Raw genomic sequence first — 26371 nt, forward strand, 5'->3', positions numbered from 1 at the left:
GGAAGATTAGCCGTAGCTGCAAATGATCTACTTCATCACGGAGAAAAAAAGAATGACGAACTGACCAAGACGATCAACTCAATTAATAAATTATTAGGGGCTCGATCTAAATGACTATTAAGTTTGTACAAGATACTTTCATAAAAGAACTCAAAACTGTCAAACAAGCCCTAGAAGCTCTACAACTGGCAGAGCCTCCGGGTTCTTGCGGCAAAAACAACTTATCTTATACGGCTAAGTTTCAAAGCCGAGAACAAAAGACTCATAACATGCTTGATGAATACAAAAAAAACGTTCATAAAAACATCAAAGATGTAAAAAACAACTGTAACTTACTGAAAGAAAAGGATCTTGAACTTGCTAGAAAAGCCATTGGGAGGATCATAGATGAGTTCAAATAAAGTTTTTGAAGCAAACTCTTTAATTGATGCCGCAGACAAACGAAAAAAGCAATATGAAAATTTTGAAGAACAGCTTCAAACACTAAAAGATGCTTTTCTTCGAATGACAAAATTAGACGATTTTCAAGGGAAAGCCGCGACGAACATGAAAAATTTCTTTAGTGGACAAGCTGAAATTGTGGACAGTTGGTTACTACTTGCAAAAGAAAGAATTGTTTTCTTTGAAACCATTTCTTATGCGGTTAAAAATAAAAAGTTGGAAGACTTATACGTAGAATTATCTTTTTTAAGTCAGGAGCTTGAAAATGCCGATAAAACAGCCGATCAAGTTGTCTCTTCACTTAAATCGGAAATGGACGGCATTATCGACAGCGTCAGAGATATTATACATTTGGATAAGTGGACCGAAAAAAACTATCATGAGAATATGTCCAAAGCACAAAAAACACGGACGGACACGATCGATGCCGTCAACGAACTTGATCATTCTCTAACAACTGATTACCAAAAGACAAAAAGTATGGAAGATGTAGTGCAAGAAAAATATAAAGGATTGATAGACGCAACAAGCAACGGAAAAAGCACTGAACCAATGAATTTTAGTTTGAAGAGATTTCACGCAAGTAAGGTCTATCAAACATCAAAAGCGTTGGAAAACTACGCAACTGCATATATCCAGTCGAAAGAATACCAATTAGAAGTAGAAAAAGAGAAAGAAAGAATTGAAAAAGAGAGAGAAAGAATCAGAGAACTGCAGATTAAACTTAAAAGTGTTTCTGATGATGACGAGTTTCTTGAAGTTGCGACAGAGATTGGGTACGATAACCTCACAACTGAACAACAGGAGCGTTTCACAGAAATTAAAGAAGATAAGGAGTTCTGGGATCATCCATTTTTAGGAACTCTAAATAAAACAGGAGATATGATTGGACAAGGAGTTCAAAATACAGTAGAGGCTGGAAAAAACTTTGCAGCAGGTTCGAAGGCTGTTTTAGGAAGCGTTGGTGAAGAGATTAAAAACGCATCTATTAGTTCATATGAATTCGGGAAGAAAGTTGGTCAGGATACAGTTGAACTAGGTAAAAAAGCCTACGATAGTAGCACAAGCTTTTTTGCCAATATAGAAGAAAAAATAGAAAAGGTTAAGGTAGCCTCTTTAGTCAACTCAATAATATATGCATATAGGGGTAAAAAAGAACTAGACAAAATAGGTAAACAAGTAGATGAAGCAGGGGAAAAACATTTAGGTACTGTATACAGGGCAGGGAAAGGTGTTGTTGGTGCTGCATATGACTTTGTGAAGGATGTCGGTCAAAGCGCATTTGACCTTGGTTGGCATATTGGTGAATTTAGTAGTTATTTATATCATAGTTCGGGACCAGAGCAGGTACTAAGGGATACTTGGTCTGTAGCGCAAAAAGCACCAGGCTATATTCAAAGTGTATCTGAGGAAATTCGAAATACATGGGATAAGAAAATGGTACATGGTAATGCTTACACAAGGGCACATTACGTTACATATTTAGCGGCGATTGTATATACTTGGGAAAGTTCCGCAACAAGAGTAGGAAAAGCAGGCAGTTTAGGAGGAAAAGCCTCAAAGCTAGAAAAAGGCGCTAATATCTCTAAAAAAGCGACTTCAAAGATTAAAAAAGCAAAAAAACCTTTAGTTCCAAAGATGCAGTTAGAGGGCATCCCTTTATATGTATTTAGCATAAAAGGATTAGAAGATAAAGCAATTCAGTTTATCAAGAAAGTAAAAGATGCTTATAATGGTGCTAAAGGCGGAAAAGCTCATGGTGGGCACGGCATTAAGAAGACTCCGAAAGGCGGACATGGCGGAGAACCTAAAGTTCCACATAAACAAAAACCGAAGTCACATGAGTCGATTCATAAGGTCGAGAAGAATAAAGAAGCAACGAAAAGCACTGGAAAAGTTACCGAAAAACCCGAAGGCAAGAAGGTTCAAAAAGGCAAGCATGGTGACGGAGATCCCAAAACTCCGCACCAACCAAAATCAAAACCACACGAGCCTGTTCACAAGGTGGATAAGCCTCACGAGTCTAATAAAGATGCTGGAACCGTTTCTGGAAAGCATCCTCATGAGTCTTCTAAGCCGAAGAAGCACGAGCCGACTAAGAAGGTTGATCCAAGTGACAGCAGTCCATTAGCACCAGGGGGTGGGTTATTAGCTCACGAAGCCAAAGGTGGCCATCTTATAGAAAGACATGTTGGAAAAACAGACGAAGAGTTACTTAAACGTTTAAAAGAAGACCCCAGAATTTTTGGATCATCAACTTTTAAAGATAGAGCTGCTGCAGAAAAAGTAGCACACGATGTTTTAATAAAAAATAAAAATGAAATACAAAAATGGCTAAACAACAGTAATATTAATAAACCACTTATACTCCCTTATAAAGGAACAGAAGTATTAGGTAGAGGAGTTGCTAAAGGATCACATAATGTAATTAATATGACAAATGCTAAAATTGTCTTGAAGAAAAATAGTGGAGGTAGTTTTATCTTAACAGGCTACCCAACGAGGTGATAAATATGATTGAAATAAGAGTTTCAGATCCTGTTTTTCAATTTCTAGGTGGCATTTTCCACCAAGATATAGAGTCCTACGAGATAGCACTTGAAGAATATCTAGGGTATGCATCTAAAAAGGAGCAAGAAGATGATGTAATTGCACTAACAAACTTTATAAACAGCAATTTTTCGGATGAAGACAAGAACAATTTTATAGAGGAAGCAGCAGATGGAGTATATTTCCCAGCCTATGAAGTAACTCCATTAACATGGCTTAAACAAGTTACTGAAAAAATAAAAAATAATATTGAATGTTTGTAACATTTAATAAGAGGCTCTTCTCAATTATAAAGTCCTTTACAAAGGGTACATTTTATATGAGAAGGGCCTTTTTATTACTTCATTAAAACTTCTAATTATACAAACACCCTTGTCCAAGTAGCCCTTCCAGCAATCCCATCCACAGCCAGACCACTTGCCTTTTGAAAAGCTCTTACAGCTTTCTCAAGTCCATGACCAAAGATAGAATCAAGACCATTCACATCATATCCCTTACAGATCAACAACGCTTGAAGAATCCAAGTGATATTTCCTTTCGCTCCCCTGCACACATTTACGACAGCCGCACGAGTTTTCGGTCCCCACTCCCCATCTACGACAAGACCTGCATGAAATTGCTTATTTAGTTCGCTCTGGAAGCCCTTAAGCAAGGCTTTGTATGTTTCAGGCCCTTGATAACCATCTACTTTAATACTAAGCTTATATCGTTTATTTAATGTATTTTGAATCGTTCTAACAATCGCACGACCACCACTGGAAGATGATTTCTTTGATGACTGCTTTTTAGTTGGTTTAGGAATGGCAGGTGTTGTGCTGTTTACTTTCGATACGAGGACTGGACGTTTACCAGCCTGTAGCTGCGCCAAAGTTAAACCGCCCATCATTTCTAAATGTGGGTAATCTTTAAAGCTGTTCCAATCCCCTCCCCATGCGAATCCTAATGCCTTTGCGATTTGAGCGACTCTTTTCCATTTGGAATTAACAGTCCAGATCGCTGTTTTGCCATCTGAGGATAATAAAACATAATCTACTGCTAAACCGTAATTGTGGTTGGATTGTCCGGCTTTTGCGTTAGTTACAATCTTCCCTGATGCAGTACGTCCTTTCGCATACAATTTATTTTGTTCCGCAAAAGAGCGATAGCCGGATGTCATCTGTACATAAATACCCTCTTTATAAGATCTTTTAATGACTTCGATTGCTGTTTCTTTTACAACTGGATGGATTCCAGATCCCATGTTCCGAACAGAACGATCAATCAATGTTTGTAATGATACCGCCATTGTAAAACACCTCTATTTTTTATTTTTAACAATTAAAAGAGACTGCCAACCGGCAGCCCTCTCATTTTGTTAATCCGTTTTGTTTTAACACTTCTTTTTGTTGTTTACCTTTGCTAGTCACATAGTTGTTTTTATACCAAGCCACAACTGCCGTAACGATCGTAAACACTGTAGAACCTACCAAATATAAAGCATCTGCCAGTGTATTGACTTGGTCTTCACTAATTGGCAAAGCACCCTTTCCGAACATCATCAAAGTCTGGTTTACCAATGCAATAAAAAGAAGCACCGTCCGAATGACTGTGCCTTTGTCAACGTTTTTCATATTATGTTTTCCTCCTTCTTATTTCTGCAAAAGATTATAAAATAATGCAATCGTTCCACCGATTACACCAGTACTGATCGCCGTAATGATTGCGCCCGTGATGCTACGCTTAATCCAAGTCGTGTTTTCTTCAATTTTGTTCAGTTTTTCATTGATAGATATAATCTGTTGATCGTGTCGTTCTGTTGTTCTCTCCAAAGTGCTGACACGCTGCTCCAAGGCTTTATGATTACCCTTTATCTCTGTGATCTCTTTTTGAAACACATCTATTTCATTTGTTTGTGACATCCCCTAACCTCCTGTTCTACATCGCTTTCACCCCTTTCGAGGCAAAATAAAAAAGCCGCCTATTTTGCCGCTTTTGGTTTAATTTATTTTAATAGCTGTTGTTCTTCCTGTAGTTTCTTATAATCTGAATCTAGTAGCTTAAACATCGTTTGAACGTTGGTTAACGTATCGTAAGCTGCTGTAAGCTCTTGTTTATAAGATTCACACTTTATTTGAGTGAACCTGAGTTGTTCTTCTAATTCCTCATATGTTAGTTTCTTTTTTTCCATTATAGTTGCTCCGTTTCATCTGAAATTGCATTCCCTCGTGGAGATGCTGTGATTTTGTCATAGTCGCTTTGGGTGATCAGCCCGTTAGATAAAGCCTTTTTTAATTGAATCGTGGTTATTGTACCGTTCTCCCAGCAATCACAAAACAATTCATAGACAGGCACGGCGTTACCGTCATTTAATACTTGGCTAACCATAGCTTTTTGTAATGTAATGTTTTGCCTGGTTAGCTTTTCATAAATCGTTTCTTGCGATTCGCCTGCTTTAATGTTCTCAGGTTCTAGGATCTTGAACATCAATTACACGCTCCTTTTTTGAATCCTCTCTTTCATAAATGCCTTCATCAATCCTGATGTTAAATTGCGGAGGCAACTTTTTGAGATCCTCATTTGTTGAATATGGCGCTTCATCGGTCGAATTATAGATCACTCCCGCAATTGTGCCGTCTTTCTCAACATAAATCTCTGAAAACAAGTATATGGCGTTATCTGGAGGGATAAAAAAATCAAACCCGTTCGCATCTAGTTCAATCCTTGCCAAATGATAAGAAAGGCTTTGATTGTTAGCTTGTATGACGTAGAGCTTATATAAAATCCTTTTTGTACGATCACCTTTAAGGTCAAAACCTACTGATTCCATACTGTGGGCACTGCCATCTAATGTGAGATCAAAATTACTAATGACAACCTGATTGCCGTTTAAATCAGCTTTACAGCCTTTAGTTTTTAGTTGACGACCTCTCAAATTAATCGTATTAACCACGAAACCCCTCCTACTTCGGTTCATAAAGATAAGCAATCATTAAACGCGAAAGTGTTTTGTTTTCCACATTTACTGCGCCTGATCCCCGTACCCTGAATTTAATGAAATGATCACCGGCTGCCATGCTGCTGATCCCTACCGTTACACAGTCAGAATAAGAACCATAAGGCACAGCCACAGCCCAAAATAGATTTTCTATATTCGATCCAATATCAAGAGTTCCGTCACCATATGCAGTGCTCCCACTACCCTGATTTATGAAAAAGTCATTCCAATAATGGATACGTAAAACAGCGTTGTAATTCAGAGCCCCCCTGCTATCTTCAACAGCACTACTGACCGTTACACCTAGTCCATGGGTAGAAATTTTTATATCATTCCCCGCTTCTAATACTGTGTTATAGGGTAAAAATGCGGTATCTCCCCAAAACCCCATATAATGGCCGTCTGAACTTGACTTGTCTATTTTGAGAAGTTGCTTTGCCTCTGAACCGTGCCCTAGGTACTGCCAGACTTCAAAACCAAATCTTTCATCTGAGTCGTTGGGAGCATCTGGACCTCTACCTGTATAGATAGCACAATTTGCCCATTTTGTTCCTCTAGAGTCATTGTAGTTATCTAAGAAAATTTTAGGGACGTATGTGTTCGAGCCATTGCCATTACCCCAGTTAGCCTGAAAGGCTGATCTTAATTCAAGGCTCCCGTTCCACTTTCCTGATTCGTTTACAGCTCCGCCTAATACGGTAGTTCTATCTCCAAAATCACTATCTAAAAAAGATGAATACTTACCACTACCCGCGCCTGTATTCTTCCCAAAACTTAAATAATCTTTTGTTCCATTTATCGAAAAACCTCTTCTTGAAGAATTAGAGCCACCCCATGAATTAGATATTGTTCCAACTTCATCATACTTAGGTGAGGATGCGTCTGTGCCTGAATCATAAAAATATAAGTTGTAATTGGACATTTTTATCATGGTTTTACCATCTAATATAGAAGTGAGTGCACCGTCCTTCAATTCAATTGTGTCGCCGCTTTCATTATCACTCCGGACAATAACACCCGATAAAATGCCACCTTTAATCTTATCCGCAATTAAACTATTGATTTTTGCGTTTGTAATAGCTCCATCTGCCACATTTAACGTATCAATGGCTGCTTTGCCGATTTTAGTGTTTGTTATCGCTAAATCTTCAATATGGTTAGTCCCGATGCGCACGGTGGCTGCCGAATATTGAGCAGTAAAATCACTTGCCGTTCCGTGAGTGTTAACGGCACGAATTCGATAATACCAAAGCTGATTGACTTCCACTTCATGCACTGTTCCGCCCTCTTTACCAGCCCATAAAAGATTAGATCTATTCGTGATATCCGGTGTAAAATCCTTCATCTGAGATCCGTAAACCTCATATTTTGCAATATATGAATACGGCTCAAAATCCCATGAGAGTGCTACTTTTGAAAATAGCCCCTTCACCTCGACATTTTGGGGCATTGGTGGCTTTTTGTCTGGAAAGCTATCGTCCGTAACAATCGTGTTGCCTTTCTCCTGCTCAATGTCTCTTATTTTTTCTTCGATCTCATCAAGCCGTTTATCAGGCTCATAAACTTCTAGAAATTGTCCCATTTCGACTTTAGCTGTACCTTCTGGGTCTGAAATATCGTATTCTAAGACAATAACCCGACCAAAAAATTTGATAGGTTCAGAAACCGTTCGATCAATCGCAAGGCGGGTGTCTCCCAATGAAACAGGTTCATCTAATAAAAAGACTTCTAAAGCGTAATTTGTCTGTGTGTTTGATGCTGTATGAACGAGATATTCAAAAGTCTTTTGTAGTAGCTCTTTTGGATCTTCGATGTTTTCATCTTGCCATTTGCCAAAGGCATTTATAATCGTACCATCTGTCTTTTTATGTCCGTATCTCTCTTTAGCTGGAGGGAACTCAACCCATTTTTGACCCTTTGGTTTATCGACAGGATCACCATTAGAGACTTTCCACTCAACATCTGCAAAATTAATATATCGAGAATTGCCCCCTTGTGTTTCGACACTGGCACCCCATCCATAGAGAGCCGAAACAGGATAGGCCATTTCGGTTACATGAATGCTTTCAATGTTGTAACCGACTTCGAAACGACCACCATCATCCGAACCCCTACGTTGAATGATGTTAACAACACGTTCAATGACATTATTATTTTTCGTGTCGAATGTAACGGTAAATTTCAGTTCTCCGCCCCACACTTTGATGATGTCTTTAATCGCCTCATATGCGCTAATATGATAGAAATGGGTTGAGTTAATACCTAAATCAGCCGTAACGTTTCCTGTCCATCTAGTACCTGCTAATGCACGATCAAGAACATCCTTTTGGGTTGTCTTATATGGGCGAACATCATCAATAATCCATTCAAGTAATTCCATTTCGGCTGGTTCGCATTGTGCCGTTTTTTCTGCTCCTTCTTCCCCGTTTCCACTGTCTACTTCTCTAATTTTAAAGAGACGAAAAAAGCCGTCTTTGTCTTTAAAGACGACCTGGTTTAACTTAGTCACATGTTGACTATCTGGATGCGTTGCATCGCATGTAAATGAAAATGTTGAACCTTGGTTTAATTCTTCCCTGAACATTGCATTCCAAAAAATGCAGGCGCTTTCGGCTTGGCTGGATAAGATCGCTAGTAAATTGTCCTCTTTATCTAATATCCATAAATCCGCCATGTCATCACCTGCCTTTTACTTATATTTATCGGTAAATCGTATCGTACTCGGTTGCGTTACTCTTATTAATGTATCTCTTTTCGGCGGTATCTTGAAGAAATCAGAAGTATGATGATAGGCCGTTTTTTTATCTTCACCGTTTAGTGTTGCTGATCGGTTAGCGAAATCTAGAATCAGCTGATCACCTGCAATGAAATCAAAATTCAACAGTACGAACGCTTTTACACTTTCATCATCATTCAAAAGCTGTATTTCATATTGATCTGCTGGCTCTGCAAATGTACACTCGACAATTGGATAAGTTGGAGCCGACCCAGCACTTTGGACATGTCCTATAGGGTCTGGTGGATTACCGATCTCGAAAGAGTGTTCCAAACCATATTTGTATGGATCAGGGCAAATAAAATTGACTGTGGCTTTTCCGAATTTGAATAATTCCGCAAGTTGTCCTTCTCCGTCTATCATGCCGTAATATGTCCGGTCGGGTTCGTCTGGAAAAATTAAAGCTTCTGGCTCATCCGTGATCAACCAGTCCGCTATCTCTTCCTTTGCCTTTTGTAAGTCGCTAACACCTTTGATTACTATGTTAACAGCAAGAATCCGCGGTTTCGTCTTGGTACGCCTCAAATAAGCACCCTGCCGTCCTGGAATTTCTACTATCTCTCTTTCAACTGGCGCCCATATAGGGCGCTCTGTCTCAATTGTGACGTGTACAAAATCCTTTGATATACCATTGAAGGTAAAAGACATTATTTATACCTCCGTTTATCTCTAAATGATTGCCTTTTTTGAGCTTTAGTTATAGCTTCATTTGTAACCTCGGCAAATTTCCGATCATTAATATTTAAGTTTGTTTGAATTCCTTCTATCTCAACTTCAACGGGTTGATTTAATACAGCATCAGCAAGGTTCTGAATGGCCTTCATGATTCCAGTTGTATGGATTGGATTCGGTGTAATAGCAGGCACATTCAAGACGCTTGAAGCAATCCCTTTTAAATCTGGTATATCCGGAACAGCTGCGTTCGCTAGTTGCTCAGATGCTTTGTCTATGCCTTTCACACTGTCATCCATACCAATTTCCATACCTTCGCCTGTCCATTTACCGATTTTCTTCATGACCTTTGAAGGTGAAGCAATATGAAGGATTTCTTTGAATTTTGTTACAACGCCGTCTGCAATTTCCTTTGCCTTTTTCCAAAGAGCGTCCGCCATTCCGCCGATACCTTTAATCAAACCATTAATGATGTCTTTTCCGATCTTGAATAGGTCGATTTTTTTAAAGAACGTCATGACCTTATCCCAAATGGTTTTGATTTTACTCTTAACGGCATTCATCTTTTCGCCAACAGAACGAACCATGTTTTGAAATTTTTCTTTTACTGTCCTCCACATATTGCCTAGTGTGTTTGAGAAAAAACCTTTAATGTTATTCCAGATACTTTTTGTAGTGGAAGAGATTTTATTCCATATCGTTGTGACCGTGCTTTTTATGCCGTTCCACACTCTCGAGAAAGACTGTTTTATTGAATTAATGAGAGTTGTCAAAAAACTTTTCAAACCATTCCATACGCTTTTTCCGGTTGAAATGATTCCGTTCCAAATGGAAATGACAGCTGACTTAATGCGATTCCATGTTTTCGAGAAGAAACTTTTCAGTGTGTTGAAAAGTGTCGTGAAAAAGCTTTTCAAGCCATTCCACACCGTTTCCCCAACAGCAATAATCGTATCCCAAATGGTTGTGACCACTGTTTTAATAGCATGCCATACCGTTTCAAAAATGGTCTTATAAAGGTTTAAAACGAATGAAAAATAAGCCTTGAGACCGTCCCAAATGGTTTTGGCAACCGCGACAATAACGTTCCAAATGGACTCCCCGATAGCTTTTATCACATTCCATACCGTTTCGAATATCGTTTTATATAGATTGAAAATGAAAGAGAAATACGCTGTCAACCCGCCCCAAATGGTTTTAGCCATTAAAACGATACCTTCCCACAGATTCTTGAAAAACTCGGAAATAGGCTCCCAATTTTGGATAATCAAATAAGCAGCTGCGGCTATGGCTGCAACTGCTATTAATATCGGGTTTGACATAAAGAGCATGCTAACAGTTTTGAAGACAGTTCCCATCTTTTTTATAGCAGTAATTGCTGGGCCAATTCCTGTTGCAATTTTACCTATTACGATAAGCATAGGCCCGAGAGCCGCTGCAAATCCTCCAGCTACTACAATGGCCGTTTGAACTGGTTTACTTAAATTCCTGAACCATTCAGCTGCCCTTCTTAGAGCATCTAATAAAGGCGGAATCATTTCATTTGCAACGTCTAATAGAATTTTTCCGATAGGTTCAATAGCTAGCATCGTATTATTTTTCAAGATATTGAATTTATCGCCCAATGTTTCCGTATCTTTCGCTGCCTTTCCAATGGTTTCTTTCGATGAGCCAAGTGTTTTCATGAGATCGTCTATTTCAAAACGCCCTTCACGAATAGCCGCCGCCATATCTGCTCCGGCTCTTGCTCCAAAGTGTTCCAAGGCGATGGCGTTTGCTTCTCCGGCAGAGCCTGCTCCTTTGATCTGCTTAATGATTTTAGGAAACTCTTTTTGTGGGTCTTTTCCGGCTTTGGCCATCTTTCCTAGCGCTACCCGTAGTCCGCCCATGACCAATTCCATATTGACTCCTTCTTTTTCCCATTTACCCATAAGAGCCGCACTTTCCTCAAAGCTGAAACCGATCTGACGTAATGGTGCACCAAATTGAACAAGTTTCGTACTTAATTGATCAACGCCAATACCTGTTGTCTGACTGACTTTCCACAGGTAATCCATGGTTTTGCCTGTATCCTTCGATTTGATGCCCCAGTCACCGAATAATCGTGTGATTTGGGCGATTGATGTCGACACATCCTGTCCGGTGATGCGACTCAGATCAAGAAACTGCTTTGTCAGCTTTTCAAGAGGCTTCCCAGTCAATCCAGTTCGTGTATTAATATCAGCGAGAGCATTTGAAACGGTATCGGCATCCTCTGGCACTTTAGCAAACACATTGTCAAAACTTTTGCGAAGTCCAGCTAATGCTTTTCCTGTTGCTCCCGTTCCTGCTCGGATGTTTTTAGTCGCTTGATCGAGCTTATAGGCAGATGCCATGGCAGCTCCACCAAATGCCACGATTGGGGCCGTTATATATTTCGACATTGATGTTCCAGCAGCTTTCATGCTTGCTCCGGCGCTCTGTAATCTCTTTTGGAAGCTTGAAATCCCTTTTTCGGCGGGCTTTCCGTTAAATATGGAGTCAATGACAACCTTTCCGTCTGCCATTATGCGCCCCCTTTCTGCCTCAACTTGCCCGCCACAGAATTGGCTTTACTGTCCATGGCTTGAATCTGTGCGGCAACTTCTTCTGCCGTCTTCGCCTTCAATGCGTAAACTCGTTTGAGCCTTCTCAAGTTTTCGACTTGCTTCCGTGACATGTCACGAGTGATTTTTTGCGTTCGGATACCGACGACTTCACGGAACTTCGTTTTCTCGCTCAGGCCGTTTAAAAGAGCCTGAAATTTTCTCCAATGTAGCCGTCCTTGTTGTTCGATGAGATCAATATTGTAATCAAACAAAAAAGACGCATATATGAAATCAGCGTCCTGAACGAAGTCATAATATTTTTCTTGGTATGATGATCCTTGTTGTTTTTCCTCTTGTTCCTCGTCTTCTTTGATAAAGTTTTCTAGAACAGCTTGCACGAAAATGATCTTTTCGTGAGGCTCCATTTGCTCATAATCTTCATCGTTTGAGGTAAACATCTCAGCCATAATGTCCCATTTCTCAACATCTTGGAATGCTTTATCTTCGCCCAATTCAAAAGCTCGCAAAACAACGTCAAAAGAAACGTCAATCGGGATTTCTTTGCCGTTTAAAACGATCACATCGTCAAAAGAGTCTGTCAGCTTCATTGTTTATCACTTCTTCTTTTTCGTGTATGTTGCGCGCTTTTCGTTATGCTCTCCTGACGTTTTGCTATAAATAAACTTTCCGATTTCTTCAATCACCGTAAAGAGAATCAGCATAGATTTCCCGGCAGTCTCGTAAATCTCTACAAAAGAACCTTCACCAAAAAACGTGTCAATCGTCTGCTTCACAACTTGGATTGATTCCTCTTGAGTTTTTTTCTGATCTTCATCTGACATATTTTCAAATGTAATCTCATCAGCTTTTTTGGCATGCTCGTAAAACTTCCGCATTTGGGTTAATTGATTTTGCATGCTTTCATCATCGTAATAGAGTGTATATGTTTTACCACCGATCTCAAATTCCTGTGTTGGTTGGTCTAAATTGATTTTGATTACTGACATATTGTCATTCCCCCTTTATTGAACTGTCTAGCTATACTTTAGGTTTTGAAGGTGTGACAGATGCTGCTGTTTCTATCGGTGTTCCGTTGAAATGAATTTCTACACTGATTTCACCTTTTTCTCCAGCTTCTCCGCCCGGGCCTTCAATCGTTGCAATCGTACATGGCCCTTCTAGAACAACACCGTTTGGCTGTTCCCATTTCATCGTGGTTTCTCGTTCCGTACCAATTTTGATGAATTTACTAAAAAGCCAGTCTTGTACAACATCACCGAAATAGCGATGACCTTCAAAAGTGAAAGTGACTTGTCCACCCATAACAGTTGTGGTTCCAAGACCGCCACCATCTAAATACTTTGTTTGATCGGTTTCCTCGTTCATACTAGGTTCAAAGGAACTAAAACCACGCGCTAACCTTTCATACGTCGGTTTTTCAACACCCGGTGTGATGTTGAGAAAAAATTTATGTTGTGATTGGATTAATAAACCATCATTTTGAGCCAACCTCACTCACTCCTTTTATATAAATTTCCGCCTGAAAAAGTGCGGTATAAATATCGCCATCTGGTGTTCGTTCAACCCAGTTCGGGGTTGTGTATAGATCACATTTAATAAAATCAAAAGAGCCGTCATGACTCGTGACAGCTCCATTTGTTAAAGCATCCAGTTTGTCTGCAATTTCTTGACATGTTTTATATCCGGTTCTGGATTCTTTATGTCTGACCAATATTTGAAAAGGAAAAGTGTAATTTCTCCCCAAATCAAGACTTTTAACAGGTTGAGAACCAGGTGTAGGACGAATTGAAATGCTATTTCCATTTTTCAATGGGCCGACATTCAATGTCTGACCAGATAAAACATTTGTCTCAATATATTGTTTTATACGCTCCAAAAAATTCAATTACCCACCCCCTATATATGCCGTTTTTTAAGCGCTTCAAGTACATTTATCCATCTATCAAAAAAACTTGATCTTGCAGCCTCAAACCATAGGCCCTGAGCATTCGGATTTTTATCCTTTGAAAAGTGATATTGTGGATTGTAATAAAGCTTTCTCGCGTATTTCGTATCCCAAATCAGTTTTCCTTTTTCAAAGTCAGAACTACGTTGAGAACTAGCGATTAAATTCCCTGTATCCTGTGGCGCATAGTTGTTTGAATCTTTTAGGACTTCAGAAGAAAGTAAAGGCTGTGCTGCTTGATGATATTTTGAAAGTTTCTTATCCACACCTTTCATTTCCGTTTTGACCTTAAACTTGATCATTTTAGAATCACCTCGTAATGATGAGGCATATTTGGACTTTCATCATAATGCTCTTTCATTTTATTCACTTCATATTCTTGTCCATCAAACGTCACCTTTGAACGTTCTTTCAGCCTCATGTACGGCTTTGAATTTGTCCGGTCTATCAATATTACGGATTCTCCTTCTGTCTCATCTCGAACTTGATTTCGAATCAAAGTGCTAATCGGTTCAACTCTTACCTTTTCGATATGAACAGGCTCATCATAAGAACCTGAACCACCATTCCACCCATCATCGCTTCCAAGATATTTTTGATAGATAATGGAATGAATCAAAAGTCTTTCGGGGATCGGTCTAGCCACGAGCACACACCCCACCATATAAAAGCCCTGTTCCTTTCAGAAAAGCAAGCGTGGACGGACTTACCCGTTTTTCATCTCGATTTGAGCCGCCCCCACTTGAAGTACCTTCCGAATAACTGAAAGAGCCGACACTAACACTTGTCAAGTCGTCAGTCCCGGCATTTACTGAAGCATCCCCACCCTTTATCACATAAAATTCAACCTGTGCGGCAGTTGCTTTTTTTACTAAGTCTTGCATCAACGGTGGTAAGTTGCTGAGATTTTTTCCATACAGCTTATACCCTGTCACTTGATCAATAACATCGCTTGCTCTTTCAATGTATTTTTCGATATCGTCTACTGGCGCTTGAGTACCTTTATAATCATTGTTATAGTAATCTAACGTTATATAAGGCAATATGAACCGCCCCTTTCAAAGGTTCCTAGACCTTCTCATCTTTCTTTTTATTTGTGCCTTTTTCAGTTCGTAACTCGGCTTCTGTTACTTCCTCGTAACCTTCTAGTTTTAATTCATTGATTTTACCTGCTTCTTCCTCTCTCAACATCACATTTTCTTTCTTTAGGATTGCCATTCTATCTCCTCCGTTTATGCTTTTGCCGGTGCTACATGAGACACAATCACACCGTCAGCTTTGTTTTTCATGACGAATAGATCATGATACATACGGTTTTGATAAAGATATCCGTCACCTTGTGTGTGCTGTCCTGGTTGGAATAGATAGACCGTATTTAGTTTTGCTTTCGCAACGATCGCACCTTTGTAGACGATAATCCAGTTTAGAGAAAAGGAACCTGGGGCACTTTTGAAACCTGTTGTAAAATCAAAAGAGGAATAAAAACGGTTGGCGTCCCAAACCTCAACTAAACGAACTCCGTCAAGACTTGTCACACGCGTTTCAATTGCTGTTCCTTGGTTCTGAACCTGAATTTGACGGTTAAACTCTGATGAACGTTCCAAAGCGTCCATCGCTACACTAGACAAGTAGCAAACTAAGTTTCCCGGGCCATATTTACGAACCTTGAGAATATCACGTTTAAGAGCCGTATATACAGAATCATTTGTAATGTTTTCAGCTGTTGCTCGCTTTCCTTCAATCGCTTTCGTTGCTATCTTAGAAAACCGATAAGCATCAACCTCAGGTCCTGCATGTTCCGTTAAGAATGTCCGTGTAATATTGGCAGCGCTTGCTGCTTGATTTGATTCATCAACATCCATTTGATCAACAAAGAATTCAACATCACGATCAAATCCCAATGTGTATGGTTCGTTAGTTGTTGTAACATCACCACGATTAAAGCCGCCGTTACGTGAATGATTTTTGTAGCCTGTCAATGAAACCGTTGGAACATGAAACGTGCGTGCTCCCATCCAGTTTACGTTTGACGTTTCTAATTCAGTTGTAAGCATTGATTGAGTCAATACTTGATCTAATTCACTTGAATATTTTTCAGCATAGTTAATAGCATTAGCCATGTTTTAAATCCTCCTTATTGTTTACCTAGTAATGCACTAGCAAACGAATCTAATTTTGAGTGTTTATGATGCGTTCCCGTTGTGTAAACAGGTGGCTCTTCATCTGTTGCGCCACCCTTAAAATGCGGGTATTTTTCGAGTACCTTTTCAATCGCTGCATTCATGTCCACCTCGTCAGATACAAGGGGCTTCGCAAGCGTGACAACATCCTGCACAGCATCCGTTTGTACTCCGGCTCCCACGGCCGCAATTTGAGCTTTAAGGCTTTCGTTTTCACTTGCGAGCGTTTGGTTTTGAGTCTCAAACTCTTTCAACTGCTCTGACTGCTTCTCAGCCTCTGTTTTTTGTGAATCCTGCCATTCTTTCAGCTTAGAAAGCCCCTCTTTTGCACTCTTGAAGTCATCAACACCAAGTTGCTTTAATAGTTTTTCTTGCGCTTTTTTCGCTTCCTTAGCTGCGATATTGTTCACATCTTCTTGGGTAAAAGGTTTAGGTTCTTCCTGATTGGAAGTGTCAGTATGTTCTGTTTGGCCTTCCGAATTTGCCGTCGGATCGGTATTATTTTCTGATCCTACATTTTCGCCACTTTCTGCGAAAAATTGAAGATCTAATTTTAAAAAATGATCCATGTTATAACCTCCCGAATGGGTAAAATACTTCTGTTTTCTTTAACGCCCACCCCAGATAAACGGGCAATAAAAAAAGCCTTATCCTAAATAGGAAGGCTGTTTGTTTTCCTCTTTTAAAATTTCAAGTTCATCAACCAATCGCTTAACAGTGATCTCTAATAGAGCAACTCTATTTTCTAATTCTTTATATTCCTTTCGTGAAATAAACACTATGACACCCCCTTAAAGTAAATCTGTTCTCTATCCCTTCGTCTTGTTCTTCCTGTCTCGTCAATAAATTCCCTTAGCTGTGCTTGCCGTCTTGAAATCTTGGTTTGTGCACGTTTTATACCTACTTCATCATTAAGTTTTTCAAAAACAGCCAGTTCGCGCTTACCTTTTCTTATGAATCGTTCAAACTGCCGCTGTTTTTGGCTGTCTTCGTATACCTCTTCATTCTTTTCTTCGTCTACAGGGTGATAGCGTTGTGTTGAGACGCCGGGAATGTACGGATATTGAAAATGACCGCAGTTAATGCCAAACAAACCATCAGGCTCGCCTATACTTGTATCGGATAAAGCCGGATAATTCGGATCATTACCACTTCTACTGTATATCTGCCCTTGATATGGCGCACAGTTTGGTCGTGCACCTTCATGTGAACTGATTTCAACAAGATCAACGCCCCAACTATCAAAGCGTGAATCCTGCATGTCATTCGCTACCCGGTTGCCCATGGTTCGCATGACTTGTGAAGCGTATTCTTCCGCATACATACGGTCACCGTTTCTTTTGATCAGGGTTGGAATCCCCCGTTCTGCCCAACTACCCATTGTACGACGCAACGCCTCCTGTGGCGTTTTCATTCCGGTGATGACATCAGCTGTCGCCTTCGTCAAAATGTCCCGATATACTTGCTCACTATTGTTTAGCATGCTTGAATTGATCATGTTGAAAATACTTGATGATTGACGCTCAAACGATTCTAAAACGCGCCAGATTGCCGGGTCATCTCTTGGCTTCGGGGCTTCTATAAGAGGGGCTCCTGCTTTCAAGGCTCTTTTTAACAAAGATTCGTTTGAATCAATAGCCGCCAATCCCACATTTAACAAGATTTCAGTCACCTTTGATGTTTTTAAGCCACTTTTTCTTGCTATGATCTTGATAGCCTGCTTTCTAAGTGGCCCAATCTGTTCAAGTTTCATCGCATGCCATGCATTCGCATCGTCCTCTAGAGCGCCCTGATCCTCTGCCAATGCTGTTGCGATACCCTCTAGAATTTCTGTTTGAATCTCTGTATAAATCTTGGCAATCGGCCATGTCATTTGTTCTAATTGATTCCTGTTCAAGCGTGTCATGAAGCACCACCACCAAATTGTTCATCAATGTCTGGCAGTTCGTTCGCTTGCTCTGCCTGTGCATCCTTTATGATCGCTTTTGCTTCCTCTTCTGAAACTTTAAGGATGTTTTGAAGTGCCATCCATTTTGGAATATTTCCGTTGTTCTGCAGCTTAAGCCAGTAATTCGAGTCAGAATCCCGATCCTCAACAATAGAATCATCAAAATCAACTGATACCTCATATTCCTTTTGGATTTTAAAGACTCCATAGGTTTCAGCTACTTCACAGATTGTTTTGACCAGTTGTTTTAAACTTTCCTCGATGATTGTTTCATGACTGTTTTTAGACTTATAAGTTTTGCTATTCTCACTGACAACCTCTGTTGCTGTTTTAAGCCCTTTACCGTCAAATGTAAATGTTCCGGGGCTAAATCCTATCTTAGCTGAAAACAAATCTAATTCGGTTTGTATGGCTGCAATATGTTCATTGACTCGAAGTGAAATATCATTTTCGACGATCTTTTGATTATCAACAGAATCAAAATCAAAAGCCTCGTAAACTTCATCGTTTTCATCAAAATAACGCGTCATTGCTTGTGTTTCACGATCAACATGAGTACGAACTGCAGTTGCTGGAACTATAATTCTCTTTTTTCCAAGCCTGAATTCTCTTAGAAAACTGTCATAAACCGTATCTATCGCTTTAATGTTACTTATTGCGTTTGCAAATAAAGAAATCCCCAAAGGACTTTGGAGATCGATATTATTCGCTATATTAGGTTTGATATAAACAAATGTTGGCCGCTTTAGCTTTGTAAACACGGTTTCAGGTGCTAGGTTCTCATATAGTATCGATAGAGGAACTTCGATTCCTAGTTCATTTTCGTTGTCAGATTGAAAAAGTTGATTTCTAACAACATATTTTTGCCCTTCCCATTGATTCCATTCGAGAAGAGTATAAAACTTCTTACCTTTTCGAGATGTACTAATAAAAAGCCCTTCATTCACCCTATCATTAGAGTAAGATAACGGGATAAAACAATCCGCCGTTACAAATCCAATCTTTATTTGTTTATTTCCTAAACGATCAAGTTCCACATATACTTTCATCACCATTCCACCGAGAGCAAACATATACTCAAGGTGATCTTGGAACATTTTATAAAAATTGTTGTTCTTCAAGATCCCATTTATTTCTTCTGCTAAATCTTCATTTGAAATATTAAGTTTACATTTCTCATTGAAGATCAGACGGGCCATTTCCTCACTTGCCACTTTAGCCATTCCTAACGTCTCCATATGTCGGGTTTTCCTACCGCGACCGATGGTCGTATATTCGAGTTTGTGAAAATTTTCATCTTTATATGTCTCTAAGTAGCCTTGATATAAAGGCAGCCAGACATTTTCAATGTATCTGTAAAACTCATCGTTTACAGGAAAATCCTTAACATCCGAGACTGACTTAATATTACTGATAAGCCCCATTTTCAGCATCACCGCCTTTATCTTAGCAATTAGGCTTTGGAACATTGTGTCACCGCCCTATATTACATATCGTTTATAGAAGTAGTTCACAGCATATCTAAACTCGTCCATGCTGTGGTTATCTTTATCAATTGGCTTACCGTTATCATCCCTGCAATAAAGTCCAGCCTCTTTGATGAAATAGTAATGATCGTATTTATCATCATCCACCAGATAAAATTGACCATTGGTTATGACGTTTTGCGCCCGTTCAATTCCAACTTCGATACCTTTGGAGCTTCCCTTTAAATCTTTAGCGTTATTATCTGCTGTTCTGGTCTCAAGACTAACAATCCGTAATTCTTCCCTTAGCGATTTACATGCAGGGTCAACAAAAAAATTGTGGTATCTCATTTCGTATTTATCCACGCAATAACGAACAAACTCCCTGATTTCCTTTGCATATTCACTCATAGCCTTTACTTGCCCTGTCTCTGCCCCTGAATGGTAGTAATGAGCAACACGATTGAGTTTGAATTTGTTTCTATACCGCGTGATGATATTACATGAAACACTTGTCGCATCAGATTGACCACCGTCAGCAGTGAAAAACATTTCGTAAGGCTTTCCAAGCAGTGTTTTTTCTGTATGTTTATCTAGGTCTAGCATTCCGTATATAACGCCCTGAGGGTTTACCCGTTGCCCCAACCAGTCTCGCTTAAACAAATATGGATTTTTAACAAGAGTATTGTAAATCTCCTGTTTACGGTCTTCGGTCAAAATCGGGTTGTCGTGGATTGTCCAGTGCTGCCAACGTGTATTTTGAACTTCAAATACCTCTTTAATCACTGGATGATTCGGTGCAGGTGGGTTAAGATCGGCTAAGTGATAGCGCATTTTGGCCGCAAAGGTTCGTCGGAAACACTCCTGAATCATGTCCATGTGTAACAAATTGATTTCACAAAAGACGACGGAACCAAGGGACATACCTGTAATGGCTTTTACGCTGTCAGCCTTACCACCTCCCTTATAATAGACTTTCTTTGTCCCAATTGGTGTCTGTATTTCTAAATGGTCGCCTAGTTCATCATGCTTAACCTTTGCTAGCTGACCAAATTGATGTTTCAGTCCTGTACCGTCACCATCAATAAATAACCGGTATGCTTGTTCTTGGTTGTAAGCAACGATTAAATGATTTTCATCTGGTGTCAGGCTCAAATAAAGTGCATAACGAAAATGTCCCGCAGTCGTTTTTCCCGACCGTGGAGTCCCTTCATTAGCCTCTAATGTATGATCAAATGGTCGTGTTATAATGTCCTGCTGCTTAGATGAAAAATCAATCTCCATTTGTGCCATTTCCTTTTTGGATTGCTTTAAAGAGCTCGGCAACATTCGCAATAAGCGCTGTATCACCCTTGTCACCTTTCAGCAGCTTAATACGCTCTTTCGTCAGATCGGTTTCAGCTTTGATTTTTTCAATGTGAGCAGCCGTTAATTTATGTTTGTTATCAAAGAAACCTATATGTTTGCCAATATTCTCTAACGCTTTATTCGCTCCTGTTGAATCAAATTGATATTCTCCTGTCTCAACCATTCCCTTTGATTCATAGTCAAACGTCATGACAGGTTCGGCTTTCATAGACATTTGAGCGACTTTGATGAAATTTTGCAGCACCCAATCAGCATCGATTTGATTTCTTTTGGCTCTGTCAGCTTTCATTTTCTCTATACGCGCAACAATTTGAGGTTTCTTGAGGAGATCAGCGCCTGTCCGGTAAGCCGTTCTTTCGCTGTATCCTGCCCTTTTAGCTGCTTGAGTAGCGTTTAAATCCTTCATGTACTCCTGAATAAATAACTCTTGTTTTGGTGTCAATTTACTCATTACATCCTCACCGCCTCCCAGGATGATCATTTTTATATTGACTCTGAGCCACGCCCGTGCTTGGCGTTATTCAATTGTTTTTCCAAGTCTCACCGGACGCAAATCACAGCAAACATAAAAAAGCGACTCCGCATCATTGCAGAACCGCATGTGTCACTATATTTTGTGTTGTGGAAACCCGGGGATTATCTGCCTCCCCGTCCTGCCTTCCATTTTACACTACAGATTTTAAGTTCGTAAAATTTGTTTCGTCTGTTTCTTTTGTGCCATTTGTGCCATTTGATTCACTGGAAAGCTGATCTATTAATGAATCACGAATACGCTTGATATGAGAATAGGAAAGTTCCATATGTTGAGCAATCCAACGATAACTTTTACCTTCTAGCAGCCAGTAAAGAACCTCACTTTCTCGCTCATCAGTAATACGGTTGATTCGTTCCTGCAGCATTCTAACTTTCTCTTCATAAATCTTAATCTTATTAAATCGTTTCGCACGTCTGACAGTCTCTTTATAAACAGGATCGCTTGTAGTCCCCTCTGGCTTCGGTAGTGACGCTTCAACGCCATATTGTGCCGTCATACCTTCTCCAGCATCCTTTAAAGATTCTCGTAAAACTTCAATACTGTTCATCATCCAGCGATAGTTTTTTAAAATGTTTTCAATCTCTTTTTTATTCATGATTAATCCTCCTTATCGTTGTCTGAATGCCCCGCCTTTGGCTCTTTTGTAGGTGGGCTTGTTTGTATCCATCAAGTAATTTAAATCGCGACTAGTGAGCTTCTCTGGCTTTTTCTGAAACTTGTGTTTGGTTTGTCTCATGTTGTTCCTCCTTATCAAGAGAAATAAAAAACGGACACCAAACAAACAGCATAATTACTGTAAGTTCAGTGTCCGCAGGCTTTCCGTCTTGGACTTAACTTATACTATTATTTTAAAATCAGAATTTCCTCTTATACGTTTTATACTTTTGAAGTGTCTGATTTTTCGCTGATAAATAATCATAAAGAAGACTTTTAACTAATTTATATCCTTTAACATCACTAATAAAATCAAACGACTTGAGCATCTTAAAAACAACCAAACCTACATACAATAATGCAAAGGATGCACAGACCCACGCTTTAACAAAAAAATAAAGTTCATCTTGACTTGCCTTAGATGTATTCATAATCATAAAACTAAAAAGAGCTACAATTATCCCCACAATGATACCAGGAATTACAGCTTTAAAAAAAGACTTAAAGGAATATGATTCTTTATTAGAATCTGATCCTTTAGTTTCTAATATAGGTAATACGTATTCCTCTATATCACTAGTGGAAATTGAACTTTTTTGCAACAGCTCTTTAAGTTTTCCATAGCATAATTTATATCTCAAATTATAATATCTCTTACATCCAACTACTTTATAAAATTTTCCAACTGATATTCCCAAAAACAAGAATATAGGCAAAAAACTAAAAAAACTTATAACAATTGTAGTGATTATATCTCCTAAATAACTATATAAATAGATCATAACAATTAGGTCAAGAAAAAAATAAATCCCTGAACATATAAAAAACCAAAGAAATATTTTTTTCTTTCTTTTTTTCTTTTCTGTGTCTAAAAAAGGAGAGTGCCAAAAAATATTTGCAAGACTCCCTTCACTCTCTATCTCTTCTTTAAACTTATATAATTCTATATTTAAGTTCATATGAGAAACCCTCCCTATCTTATAACTACATATTTACGATTAAAATAGAGATGGGTTTCAATTAACCGAACAATTGCATGCTAATGCTGTTTTAAATATCCCCTTTTTCCTTAACCTCTTCCTCTGCAACATGCAAAAACATCGCAGAAGCCATAGGAACCATAATTAATAACATCGTAATGAATTGCTTAAAATCATCAATAAATCGATCAACATAAAGAATAAGGCAGCTTCCACACAAGAGAAAGAAAATTGTTTTAAAGAACCAGTTATCAACGGCTGTCATGATCACAGCACTCATCGTAATGCCTATGATCAGCGAGTATTCCGCAATTTCGGGTTTATACACCCACAGATAGCCTGTGAAGAAGCCACCGCCAAGAACAATCAACACCCCTTTTATAACCTTTAATTCTTTGATTGCCATCACTCCGTATCTTAACCTATACTTTTCAAGTGATCACGCCAGGCTACTATCAATTAACAAGTAACCATTTTTTCTATCTACAAAATCTGTTGCAACCTTGCCTAATGTAAAGTGAGGATTTGTCTTTGCAACAGAACCAACAAAAGTTCCAAGCGCATATCTTGCACAAACCTCTTTAACTTCGTTCTTTAAATTCCCATCATCATCGGCAACGAAATCAACATACACCTCAGCTGCCTTCTTCTCATCTTCTGCTGCAATCAAAGCGTAATAAGGTTCATGGATTTCATAATATTTCATATTTCTTCCTCCCCATCGTCTTCATCAAAGGCCATCCTGAATGTTTCTTCGATCATGAATATATGATTCTCGATCTGCTCGTTCGTCATTTTTTCAAATCTGGTCCATGTCCAAGAACGTGAAAAGAGATTGCCTTTTTGATCAGTTTCTGGCGTTTGGTTTCCATCTTCTTAACATCCGTTCCCATTTTCAAATCATCCTTTCTATGTGGCTCCTTATGTCAACTACAACAACTTGGCGTAATTTGTGCGAAAATGCGTATTACCGTTTACTATGTGAACTAACCTTTATCTCAGAATCAAAAGTACATACAACCTCTACAATTCTTATATTTCTCGCTTTATATTGCCCCGTTGAAATCATCAGTTCACATTCTTTTTTGGCTTTCTCTATATCTTTAAATTGGTGTTGGTAGTTACTCCAGTCTTTTGCATTACCATGACTGTCAATAATGTCTTCAACACCTCTAAAATTGTTTTCTTTTCTAGTTTGTATTAGGAACATCATTTTTCACTCCTTCGCTATTTGAGTCAACTACGACTGAAAACTGTATTGCTTTTTCTTCGGATTAATTTAATACTTCACTCTCATCTTCAAATATCCAATCAGTATTAACATCTTCAATTGATGGCATCTTACCAAGTCGTTTGAAAGCTAATTTTTTCATCTTCTCAATTTTTTCATCAAAATTTTCTTCGGCCCTAATAAAACGTTTTAACGATTCACCGACTCTATATAAGAAATTCATTGTGCCTTCTTTGGATTCCGTTTCTCGCATATTAGCGACATTCATTGGTATAACGAAGGCTTTACAACCAGAATTGACTTCAGTGATATTGATATGTCCATTCAATGGAATGGCACAGAATCTATATTTTCCTATCTTTATTTCATGCCCGATTACTGGTACCCATCTTTTAAATGCTAAGTAAAAGCGTTGAGTTTGTTCGTTAACTGTGATTTTCATTTCTTCACTCCTCCGCTATTTTTGCAACTACGACTGAACAATATGTTGCTTTTTGTTCGAAAAGCGTATTACTCTTTTAGTGTCTTGTTTGCAAAATCTGTAACTTTCCCTAAAACCTCACTACTTGACCATCCCTCAAATTCACAGTAAGCAATCCTTTTTAATGCTTTACTTTTTCATATCGTTCAACCTTTTCGGCTTGCTCAATAAGCCAATTGATATCTTCCTTATTCAAATTAAAATCGTATTCCCAATACATATATTTATATTTTATCTCTTGTAATCTATCCATTTTCACAATCCTCCGTCTTCTTTATCATTCAGTAGTAATTGCAATCCTTAATAGTTTTTCGTATCCTGCTTTACGAGATTTTTCCCTTAACCACTATCTTGTATCTTCATACCAATCTGTAAAAGGACATTCATAATTCGAAGTGTCATTAATCCTTTTCAACTACGACTGAACACTATGGCGTTATATCCCAAAAATCAAAGTCTTTCAGGACTATCACCTGTTATTTTTTCGTATTCATCATAAGCAAAATCTTTGTATGTTTGATGAAGCCGTCTAATAGACCATAAACACAGACTCTTTAACTCTTTTATTTCTTCCTCGGCACCCTTTAATTCGGAGGGGACTTTCCCTATCAACGCTTGCCGTATGATATTTTTATCTAATTTGATACTCATTCCACTGCCTCCAAATGAACAACTACATCATTTGAGTGAATCCTTAATATATCCCCTGTATCAAAACGAACCTCAAAACCTCCGTCGTTATGTCGAAAAGCGTTTCGATTATCTCTAATACCTATTACCGTTGCCCCGTCTGTGAAACTTGGCGGCTTGTATGCTTCGCCCACAACATAAGTATCTGAATGAAAAGTGATTGACTTGATCGTTCTCATTTTGTTCCTCCCCATACAGGGAAATCCCCTGCTATAATTTGAATCCGATTTTATGATCTAAACGTTTGAATTTTCCGTTGACTGTTTCAATAGTCAATTGTCCATGGAATGGGACATCGGTTGTCTTAACTGTCCCTGCTGAGCCGTCCACGATCAGTACCATAAGCTTGTTCGGCTCAATCTTCCCTGAGAATGTGAGATCATCATTGATAGAAATTTCTTTAGGTTTGTTCACCTGACAGCCCCCTCTGTGCTATGATAGAAGTACCTAGTTCATATCAAGAGCACGGAGGCAACTGCTTCTGTGCTTTTTTATTTTTAATAGAGTCTATAGTCCCAATTTTCCATTGTAAAAGCTGGTGACGGTTTTAGATCCTCTTTGTAGATGATTGGATGCTTTTTGATGTATGCTTGACGTTCTCTCTCCGTCATCCTCCAAACTTTGACTTCCCCCGGCAATCTCCAGTTTCTACTTGAACTCATAATGGTTTCCCCCTCTGTTTTTGTAAAGCACACCATGCCTTCTACAAAACGGTGTTTGACATTTAGCAGCTTGCTTATTTAAACCTTCTTCAAAAACGGTAATCACTTGTAGATTTTCAGAATCATAGTTTGTTGCTATCCACTGAATAACGCGCCTAGTCATGCTTACCCCCTTAAAACATCGTTTTCTTTTCGTCATATTCCGTCAAAAATCGACATTCAGAACCTAG

Annotated in this window: 40 protein-coding genes; 3 read left to right on the top strand and 37 right to left on the bottom strand. The window is 38.9% G+C overall.

Annotated elements, in window-relative coordinates; genetic code table 11:
* The first annotated feature begins 110 nt into the window (after positions 1 to 110).
* The 3 genes from PDT38_RS12940 to PDT38_RS12950 are packed head-to-tail and all read left to right on the top strand — an operon-like array spanning position 111 to position 3254.
* Positions 111 to 401, top strand: coding sequence for a DUF5344 family protein (locus PDT38_RS12940; RefSeq protein ID WP_270802161.1), 291 nt, complete (start codon positions 111 to 113; stop codon positions 399 to 401).
* Positions 388 to 2949 (top strand): T7SS effector LXG polymorphic toxin, encoded by a 2562-nt coding sequence (locus tag PDT38_RS12945; protein ID WP_270802162.1) that lies wholly within the window; start codon positions 388 to 390, stop codon positions 2947 to 2949. Before PDT38_RS12940 ends, PDT38_RS12945 begins: the two co-directional genes overlap by 14 nt.
* Before the next feature lie 5 nt (positions 2950 to 2954).
* Positions 2955 to 3254 (top strand): contact-dependent growth inhibition system immunity protein, encoded by a 300-nt coding sequence (locus PDT38_RS12950; protein ID WP_270802163.1) that lies wholly within the window; start codon positions 2955 to 2957, stop codon positions 3252 to 3254.
* 95 nt (positions 3255 to 3349) lie between these two features.
* Here the strand turns inward: PDT38_RS12950 and PDT38_RS12955 are convergent, their stop codons facing one another.
* The 37 genes from PDT38_RS12955 to PDT38_RS13135 form a co-directional block, all read right to left on the bottom strand.
* Positions 3350 to 4276: a peptidoglycan-binding protein gene (locus PDT38_RS12955; RefSeq protein WP_270802165.1), complete on the bottom strand. Its 927-nt coding sequence runs from the start codon at positions 4274 to 4276 to the stop codon at positions 3350 to 3352.
* 61 nt (positions 4277 to 4337) lie between these two features.
* Complete coding sequence (locus PDT38_RS12960) at positions 4338 to 4601, bottom strand: phage holin (RefSeq protein WP_270802166.1); 264 nt, start codon at positions 4599 to 4601, stop codon at positions 4338 to 4340.
* An 18-nt stretch (positions 4602 to 4619) separates the two neighbouring features.
* Positions 4620 to 4889, bottom strand: coding sequence for a hemolysin XhlA family protein (locus PDT38_RS12965; RefSeq protein ID WP_270802167.1), 270 nt, complete (start codon positions 4887 to 4889; stop codon positions 4620 to 4622).
* Between the two features lie 83 nt (positions 4890 to 4972).
* Entirely contained in the window at positions 4973 to 5158 is a 186-nt protein-coding gene (locus tag PDT38_RS12970) for a hypothetical protein (protein ID WP_270802168.1), read from the bottom strand.
* The gene (locus PDT38_RS12975) at positions 5158 to 5454 is read right to left on the bottom strand and encodes a hypothetical protein (protein ID WP_270802169.1); all 297 of its coding nucleotides are present in this window, start codon (positions 5452 to 5454) and stop codon (positions 5158 to 5160) included. The genes PDT38_RS12970 and PDT38_RS12975 overlap by 1 nt, the downstream gene beginning before the upstream one ends.
* Complete coding sequence (locus tag PDT38_RS12980; RefSeq protein ID WP_270802170.1) at positions 5432 to 5920, bottom strand: hypothetical protein; 489 nt, start codon at positions 5918 to 5920, stop codon at positions 5432 to 5434. The genes PDT38_RS12975 and PDT38_RS12980 overlap by 23 nt, the downstream gene beginning before the upstream one ends.
* A gap of 10 nt (positions 5921 to 5930) precedes the next feature.
* A complete protein-coding gene (locus PDT38_RS12985; RefSeq protein WP_270802171.1) occupies positions 5931 to 8639 on the bottom strand; it encodes a phage tail spike protein in 2709 nt (902 codons plus the stop codon).
* 15 nt (positions 8640 to 8654) lie between these two features.
* Positions 8655 to 9389, bottom strand: a complete 735-nt coding sequence (locus PDT38_RS12990) for a distal tail protein Dit (protein WP_270802172.1) — start codon at positions 9387 to 9389, stop codon at positions 8655 to 8657.
* Positions 9389 to 11959: a phage tail tape measure protein gene (locus PDT38_RS12995; protein ID WP_270802173.1), complete on the bottom strand. Its 2571-nt coding sequence runs from the start codon at positions 11957 to 11959 to the stop codon at positions 9389 to 9391. The genes PDT38_RS12990 and PDT38_RS12995 overlap by 1 nt, the downstream gene beginning before the upstream one ends.
* Entirely contained in the window at positions 11959 to 12588 is a 630-nt protein-coding gene (locus tag PDT38_RS13000; RefSeq protein ID WP_270802174.1) for a Gp15 family bacteriophage protein, read from the bottom strand. Before PDT38_RS13000 ends, PDT38_RS12995 begins: the two co-directional genes overlap by 1 nt.
* 6 nt (positions 12589 to 12594) lie before the next feature.
* Positions 12595 to 12987 carry a hypothetical protein gene (locus PDT38_RS13005; RefSeq protein ID WP_270802175.1) on the bottom strand — a complete coding sequence of 131 codons (393 nt, stop codon included), beginning with the start codon at positions 12985 to 12987 and terminating at the stop codon, positions 12595 to 12597.
* A 31-nt stretch (positions 12988 to 13018) separates the two neighbouring features.
* Complete coding sequence (locus PDT38_RS13010) at positions 13019 to 13489, bottom strand: phage tail tube protein (protein WP_270802176.1); 471 nt, start codon at positions 13487 to 13489, stop codon at positions 13019 to 13021.
* The gene (locus tag PDT38_RS13015; protein WP_270802177.1) at positions 13476 to 13886 is read right to left on the bottom strand and encodes a minor capsid protein; all 411 of its coding nucleotides are present in this window, start codon (positions 13884 to 13886) and stop codon (positions 13476 to 13478) included. Before PDT38_RS13015 ends, PDT38_RS13010 begins: the two co-directional genes overlap by 14 nt.
* Before the next feature lie 11 nt (positions 13887 to 13897).
* Positions 13898 to 14248, bottom strand: coding sequence for a minor capsid protein (locus tag PDT38_RS13020; protein WP_270802178.1), 351 nt, complete (start codon positions 14246 to 14248; stop codon positions 13898 to 13900).
* The gene (locus tag PDT38_RS13025) at positions 14245 to 14592 is read right to left on the bottom strand and encodes a putative minor capsid protein (protein WP_270802179.1); all 348 of its coding nucleotides are present in this window, start codon (positions 14590 to 14592) and stop codon (positions 14245 to 14247) included. The genes PDT38_RS13020 and PDT38_RS13025 overlap by 4 nt, the downstream gene beginning before the upstream one ends.
* On the bottom strand, positions 14585 to 14989 hold the full coding sequence (locus tag PDT38_RS13030) for a head-tail connector protein (RefSeq protein ID WP_270802180.1): 405 nt from the start codon (positions 14987 to 14989) through the stop codon (positions 14585 to 14587). Before PDT38_RS13030 ends, PDT38_RS13025 begins: the two co-directional genes overlap by 8 nt.
* A gap of 25 nt (positions 14990 to 15014) precedes the next feature.
* Entirely contained in the window at positions 15015 to 15164 is a 150-nt protein-coding gene (locus PDT38_RS13035) for a hypothetical protein (RefSeq protein ID WP_270802181.1), read from the bottom strand.
* Positions 15165 to 15178: 14 nt separating this feature from the next.
* Positions 15179 to 16066: a hypothetical protein gene (locus PDT38_RS13040; protein WP_270802182.1), complete on the bottom strand. Its 888-nt coding sequence runs from the start codon at positions 16064 to 16066 to the stop codon at positions 15179 to 15181.
* 14 nt (positions 16067 to 16080) lie between these two features.
* Positions 16081 to 16695, bottom strand: a complete 615-nt coding sequence (locus tag PDT38_RS13045; protein ID WP_270802183.1) for a hypothetical protein — start codon at positions 16693 to 16695, stop codon at positions 16081 to 16083.
* Between the two features lie 78 nt (positions 16696 to 16773).
* Positions 16774 to 16905, bottom strand: a complete 132-nt coding sequence (locus PDT38_RS13050; RefSeq protein ID WP_270802184.1) for a hypothetical protein — start codon at positions 16903 to 16905, stop codon at positions 16774 to 16776.
* Positions 16905 to 18032, bottom strand: coding sequence for a phage minor capsid protein (locus tag PDT38_RS13055; RefSeq protein WP_270802185.1), 1128 nt, complete (start codon positions 18030 to 18032; stop codon positions 16905 to 16907). The genes PDT38_RS13050 and PDT38_RS13055 overlap by 1 nt, the downstream gene beginning before the upstream one ends.
* Entirely contained in the window at positions 18029 to 19543 is a 1515-nt protein-coding gene (locus PDT38_RS13060) for a phage portal protein (protein WP_270802186.1), read from the bottom strand. Before PDT38_RS13060 ends, PDT38_RS13055 begins: the two co-directional genes overlap by 4 nt.
* Positions 19544 to 19555: 12 nt before the next feature.
* Positions 19556 to 20833, bottom strand: coding sequence for a PBSX family phage terminase large subunit (locus tag PDT38_RS13065; RefSeq protein WP_270802534.1), 1278 nt, complete (start codon positions 20831 to 20833; stop codon positions 19556 to 19558).
* Positions 20814 to 21359: a terminase small subunit gene (locus tag PDT38_RS13070; protein ID WP_270802187.1), complete on the bottom strand. Its 546-nt coding sequence runs from the start codon at positions 21357 to 21359 to the stop codon at positions 20814 to 20816. The genes PDT38_RS13065 and PDT38_RS13070 overlap by 20 nt, the downstream gene beginning before the upstream one ends.
* Positions 21360 to 21573: 214 nt before the next feature.
* The gene (locus PDT38_RS13075) at positions 21574 to 22038 is read right to left on the bottom strand and encodes a helix-turn-helix transcriptional regulator (protein WP_270802188.1); all 465 of its coding nucleotides are present in this window, start codon (positions 22036 to 22038) and stop codon (positions 21574 to 21576) included.
* A 12-nt stretch (positions 22039 to 22050) separates the two neighbouring features.
* A complete protein-coding gene (locus PDT38_RS13080) occupies positions 22051 to 22179 on the bottom strand; it encodes a hypothetical protein (RefSeq protein ID WP_270802189.1) in 129 nt (42 codons plus the stop codon).
* 118 nt (positions 22180 to 22297) lie between these two features.
* Positions 22298 to 23056: a hypothetical protein gene (locus PDT38_RS13085; RefSeq protein ID WP_270802190.1), complete on the bottom strand. Its 759-nt coding sequence runs from the start codon at positions 23054 to 23056 to the stop codon at positions 22298 to 22300.
* A 91-nt stretch (positions 23057 to 23147) separates the two neighbouring features.
* Positions 23148 to 23483 (bottom strand): hypothetical protein, encoded by a 336-nt coding sequence (locus PDT38_RS13090; protein ID WP_270802191.1) that lies wholly within the window; start codon positions 23481 to 23483, stop codon positions 23148 to 23150.
* Between the two features lie 33 nt (positions 23484 to 23516).
* Positions 23517 to 23783 carry a hypothetical protein gene (locus PDT38_RS13095; protein ID WP_270802192.1) on the bottom strand — a complete coding sequence of 89 codons (267 nt, stop codon included), beginning with the start codon at positions 23781 to 23783 and terminating at the stop codon, positions 23517 to 23519.
* A gap of 261 nt (positions 23784 to 24044) precedes the next feature.
* A complete protein-coding gene (locus tag PDT38_RS13100; RefSeq protein WP_270802193.1) occupies positions 24045 to 24287 on the bottom strand; it encodes a hypothetical protein in 243 nt (80 codons plus the stop codon).
* A gap of 64 nt (positions 24288 to 24351) precedes the next feature.
* Positions 24352 to 24750: a hypothetical protein gene (locus PDT38_RS13105; protein ID WP_270802194.1), complete on the bottom strand. Its 399-nt coding sequence runs from the start codon at positions 24748 to 24750 to the stop codon at positions 24352 to 24354.
* Between the two features lie 160 nt (positions 24751 to 24910).
* Positions 24911 to 25042, bottom strand: coding sequence for a hypothetical protein (locus PDT38_RS13110; RefSeq protein ID WP_270802196.1), 132 nt, complete (start codon positions 25040 to 25042; stop codon positions 24911 to 24913).
* A 197-nt stretch (positions 25043 to 25239) separates the two neighbouring features.
* The gene (locus PDT38_RS13115; protein WP_270802197.1) at positions 25240 to 25440 is read right to left on the bottom strand and encodes a hypothetical protein; all 201 of its coding nucleotides are present in this window, start codon (positions 25438 to 25440) and stop codon (positions 25240 to 25242) included.
* The gene (locus PDT38_RS13120; RefSeq protein WP_270802198.1) at positions 25437 to 25658 is read right to left on the bottom strand and encodes a hypothetical protein; all 222 of its coding nucleotides are present in this window, start codon (positions 25656 to 25658) and stop codon (positions 25437 to 25439) included. Before PDT38_RS13120 ends, PDT38_RS13115 begins: the two co-directional genes overlap by 4 nt.
* 31 nt (positions 25659 to 25689) lie before the next feature.
* Entirely contained in the window at positions 25690 to 25893 is a 204-nt protein-coding gene (locus tag PDT38_RS13125) for an XtrA/YqaO family protein (RefSeq protein ID WP_270802200.1), read from the bottom strand.
* Between the two features lie 83 nt (positions 25894 to 25976).
* The gene (locus PDT38_RS13130; protein ID WP_270802202.1) at positions 25977 to 26141 is read right to left on the bottom strand and encodes a hypothetical protein; all 165 of its coding nucleotides are present in this window, start codon (positions 26139 to 26141) and stop codon (positions 25977 to 25979) included.
* Complete coding sequence (locus PDT38_RS13135; RefSeq protein ID WP_270802204.1) at positions 26128 to 26304, bottom strand: hypothetical protein; 177 nt, start codon at positions 26302 to 26304, stop codon at positions 26128 to 26130. Before PDT38_RS13135 ends, PDT38_RS13130 begins: the two co-directional genes overlap by 14 nt.
* Positions 26305 to 26371 lie beyond the last annotated feature (67 nt).

The sequence above is a fragment of the Bacillus changyiensis genome (assembly GCF_027706145.1).
Lineage (GTDB): Bacteria > Bacillota > Bacilli > Bacillales > Bacillaceae > Bacillus > Bacillus changyiensis.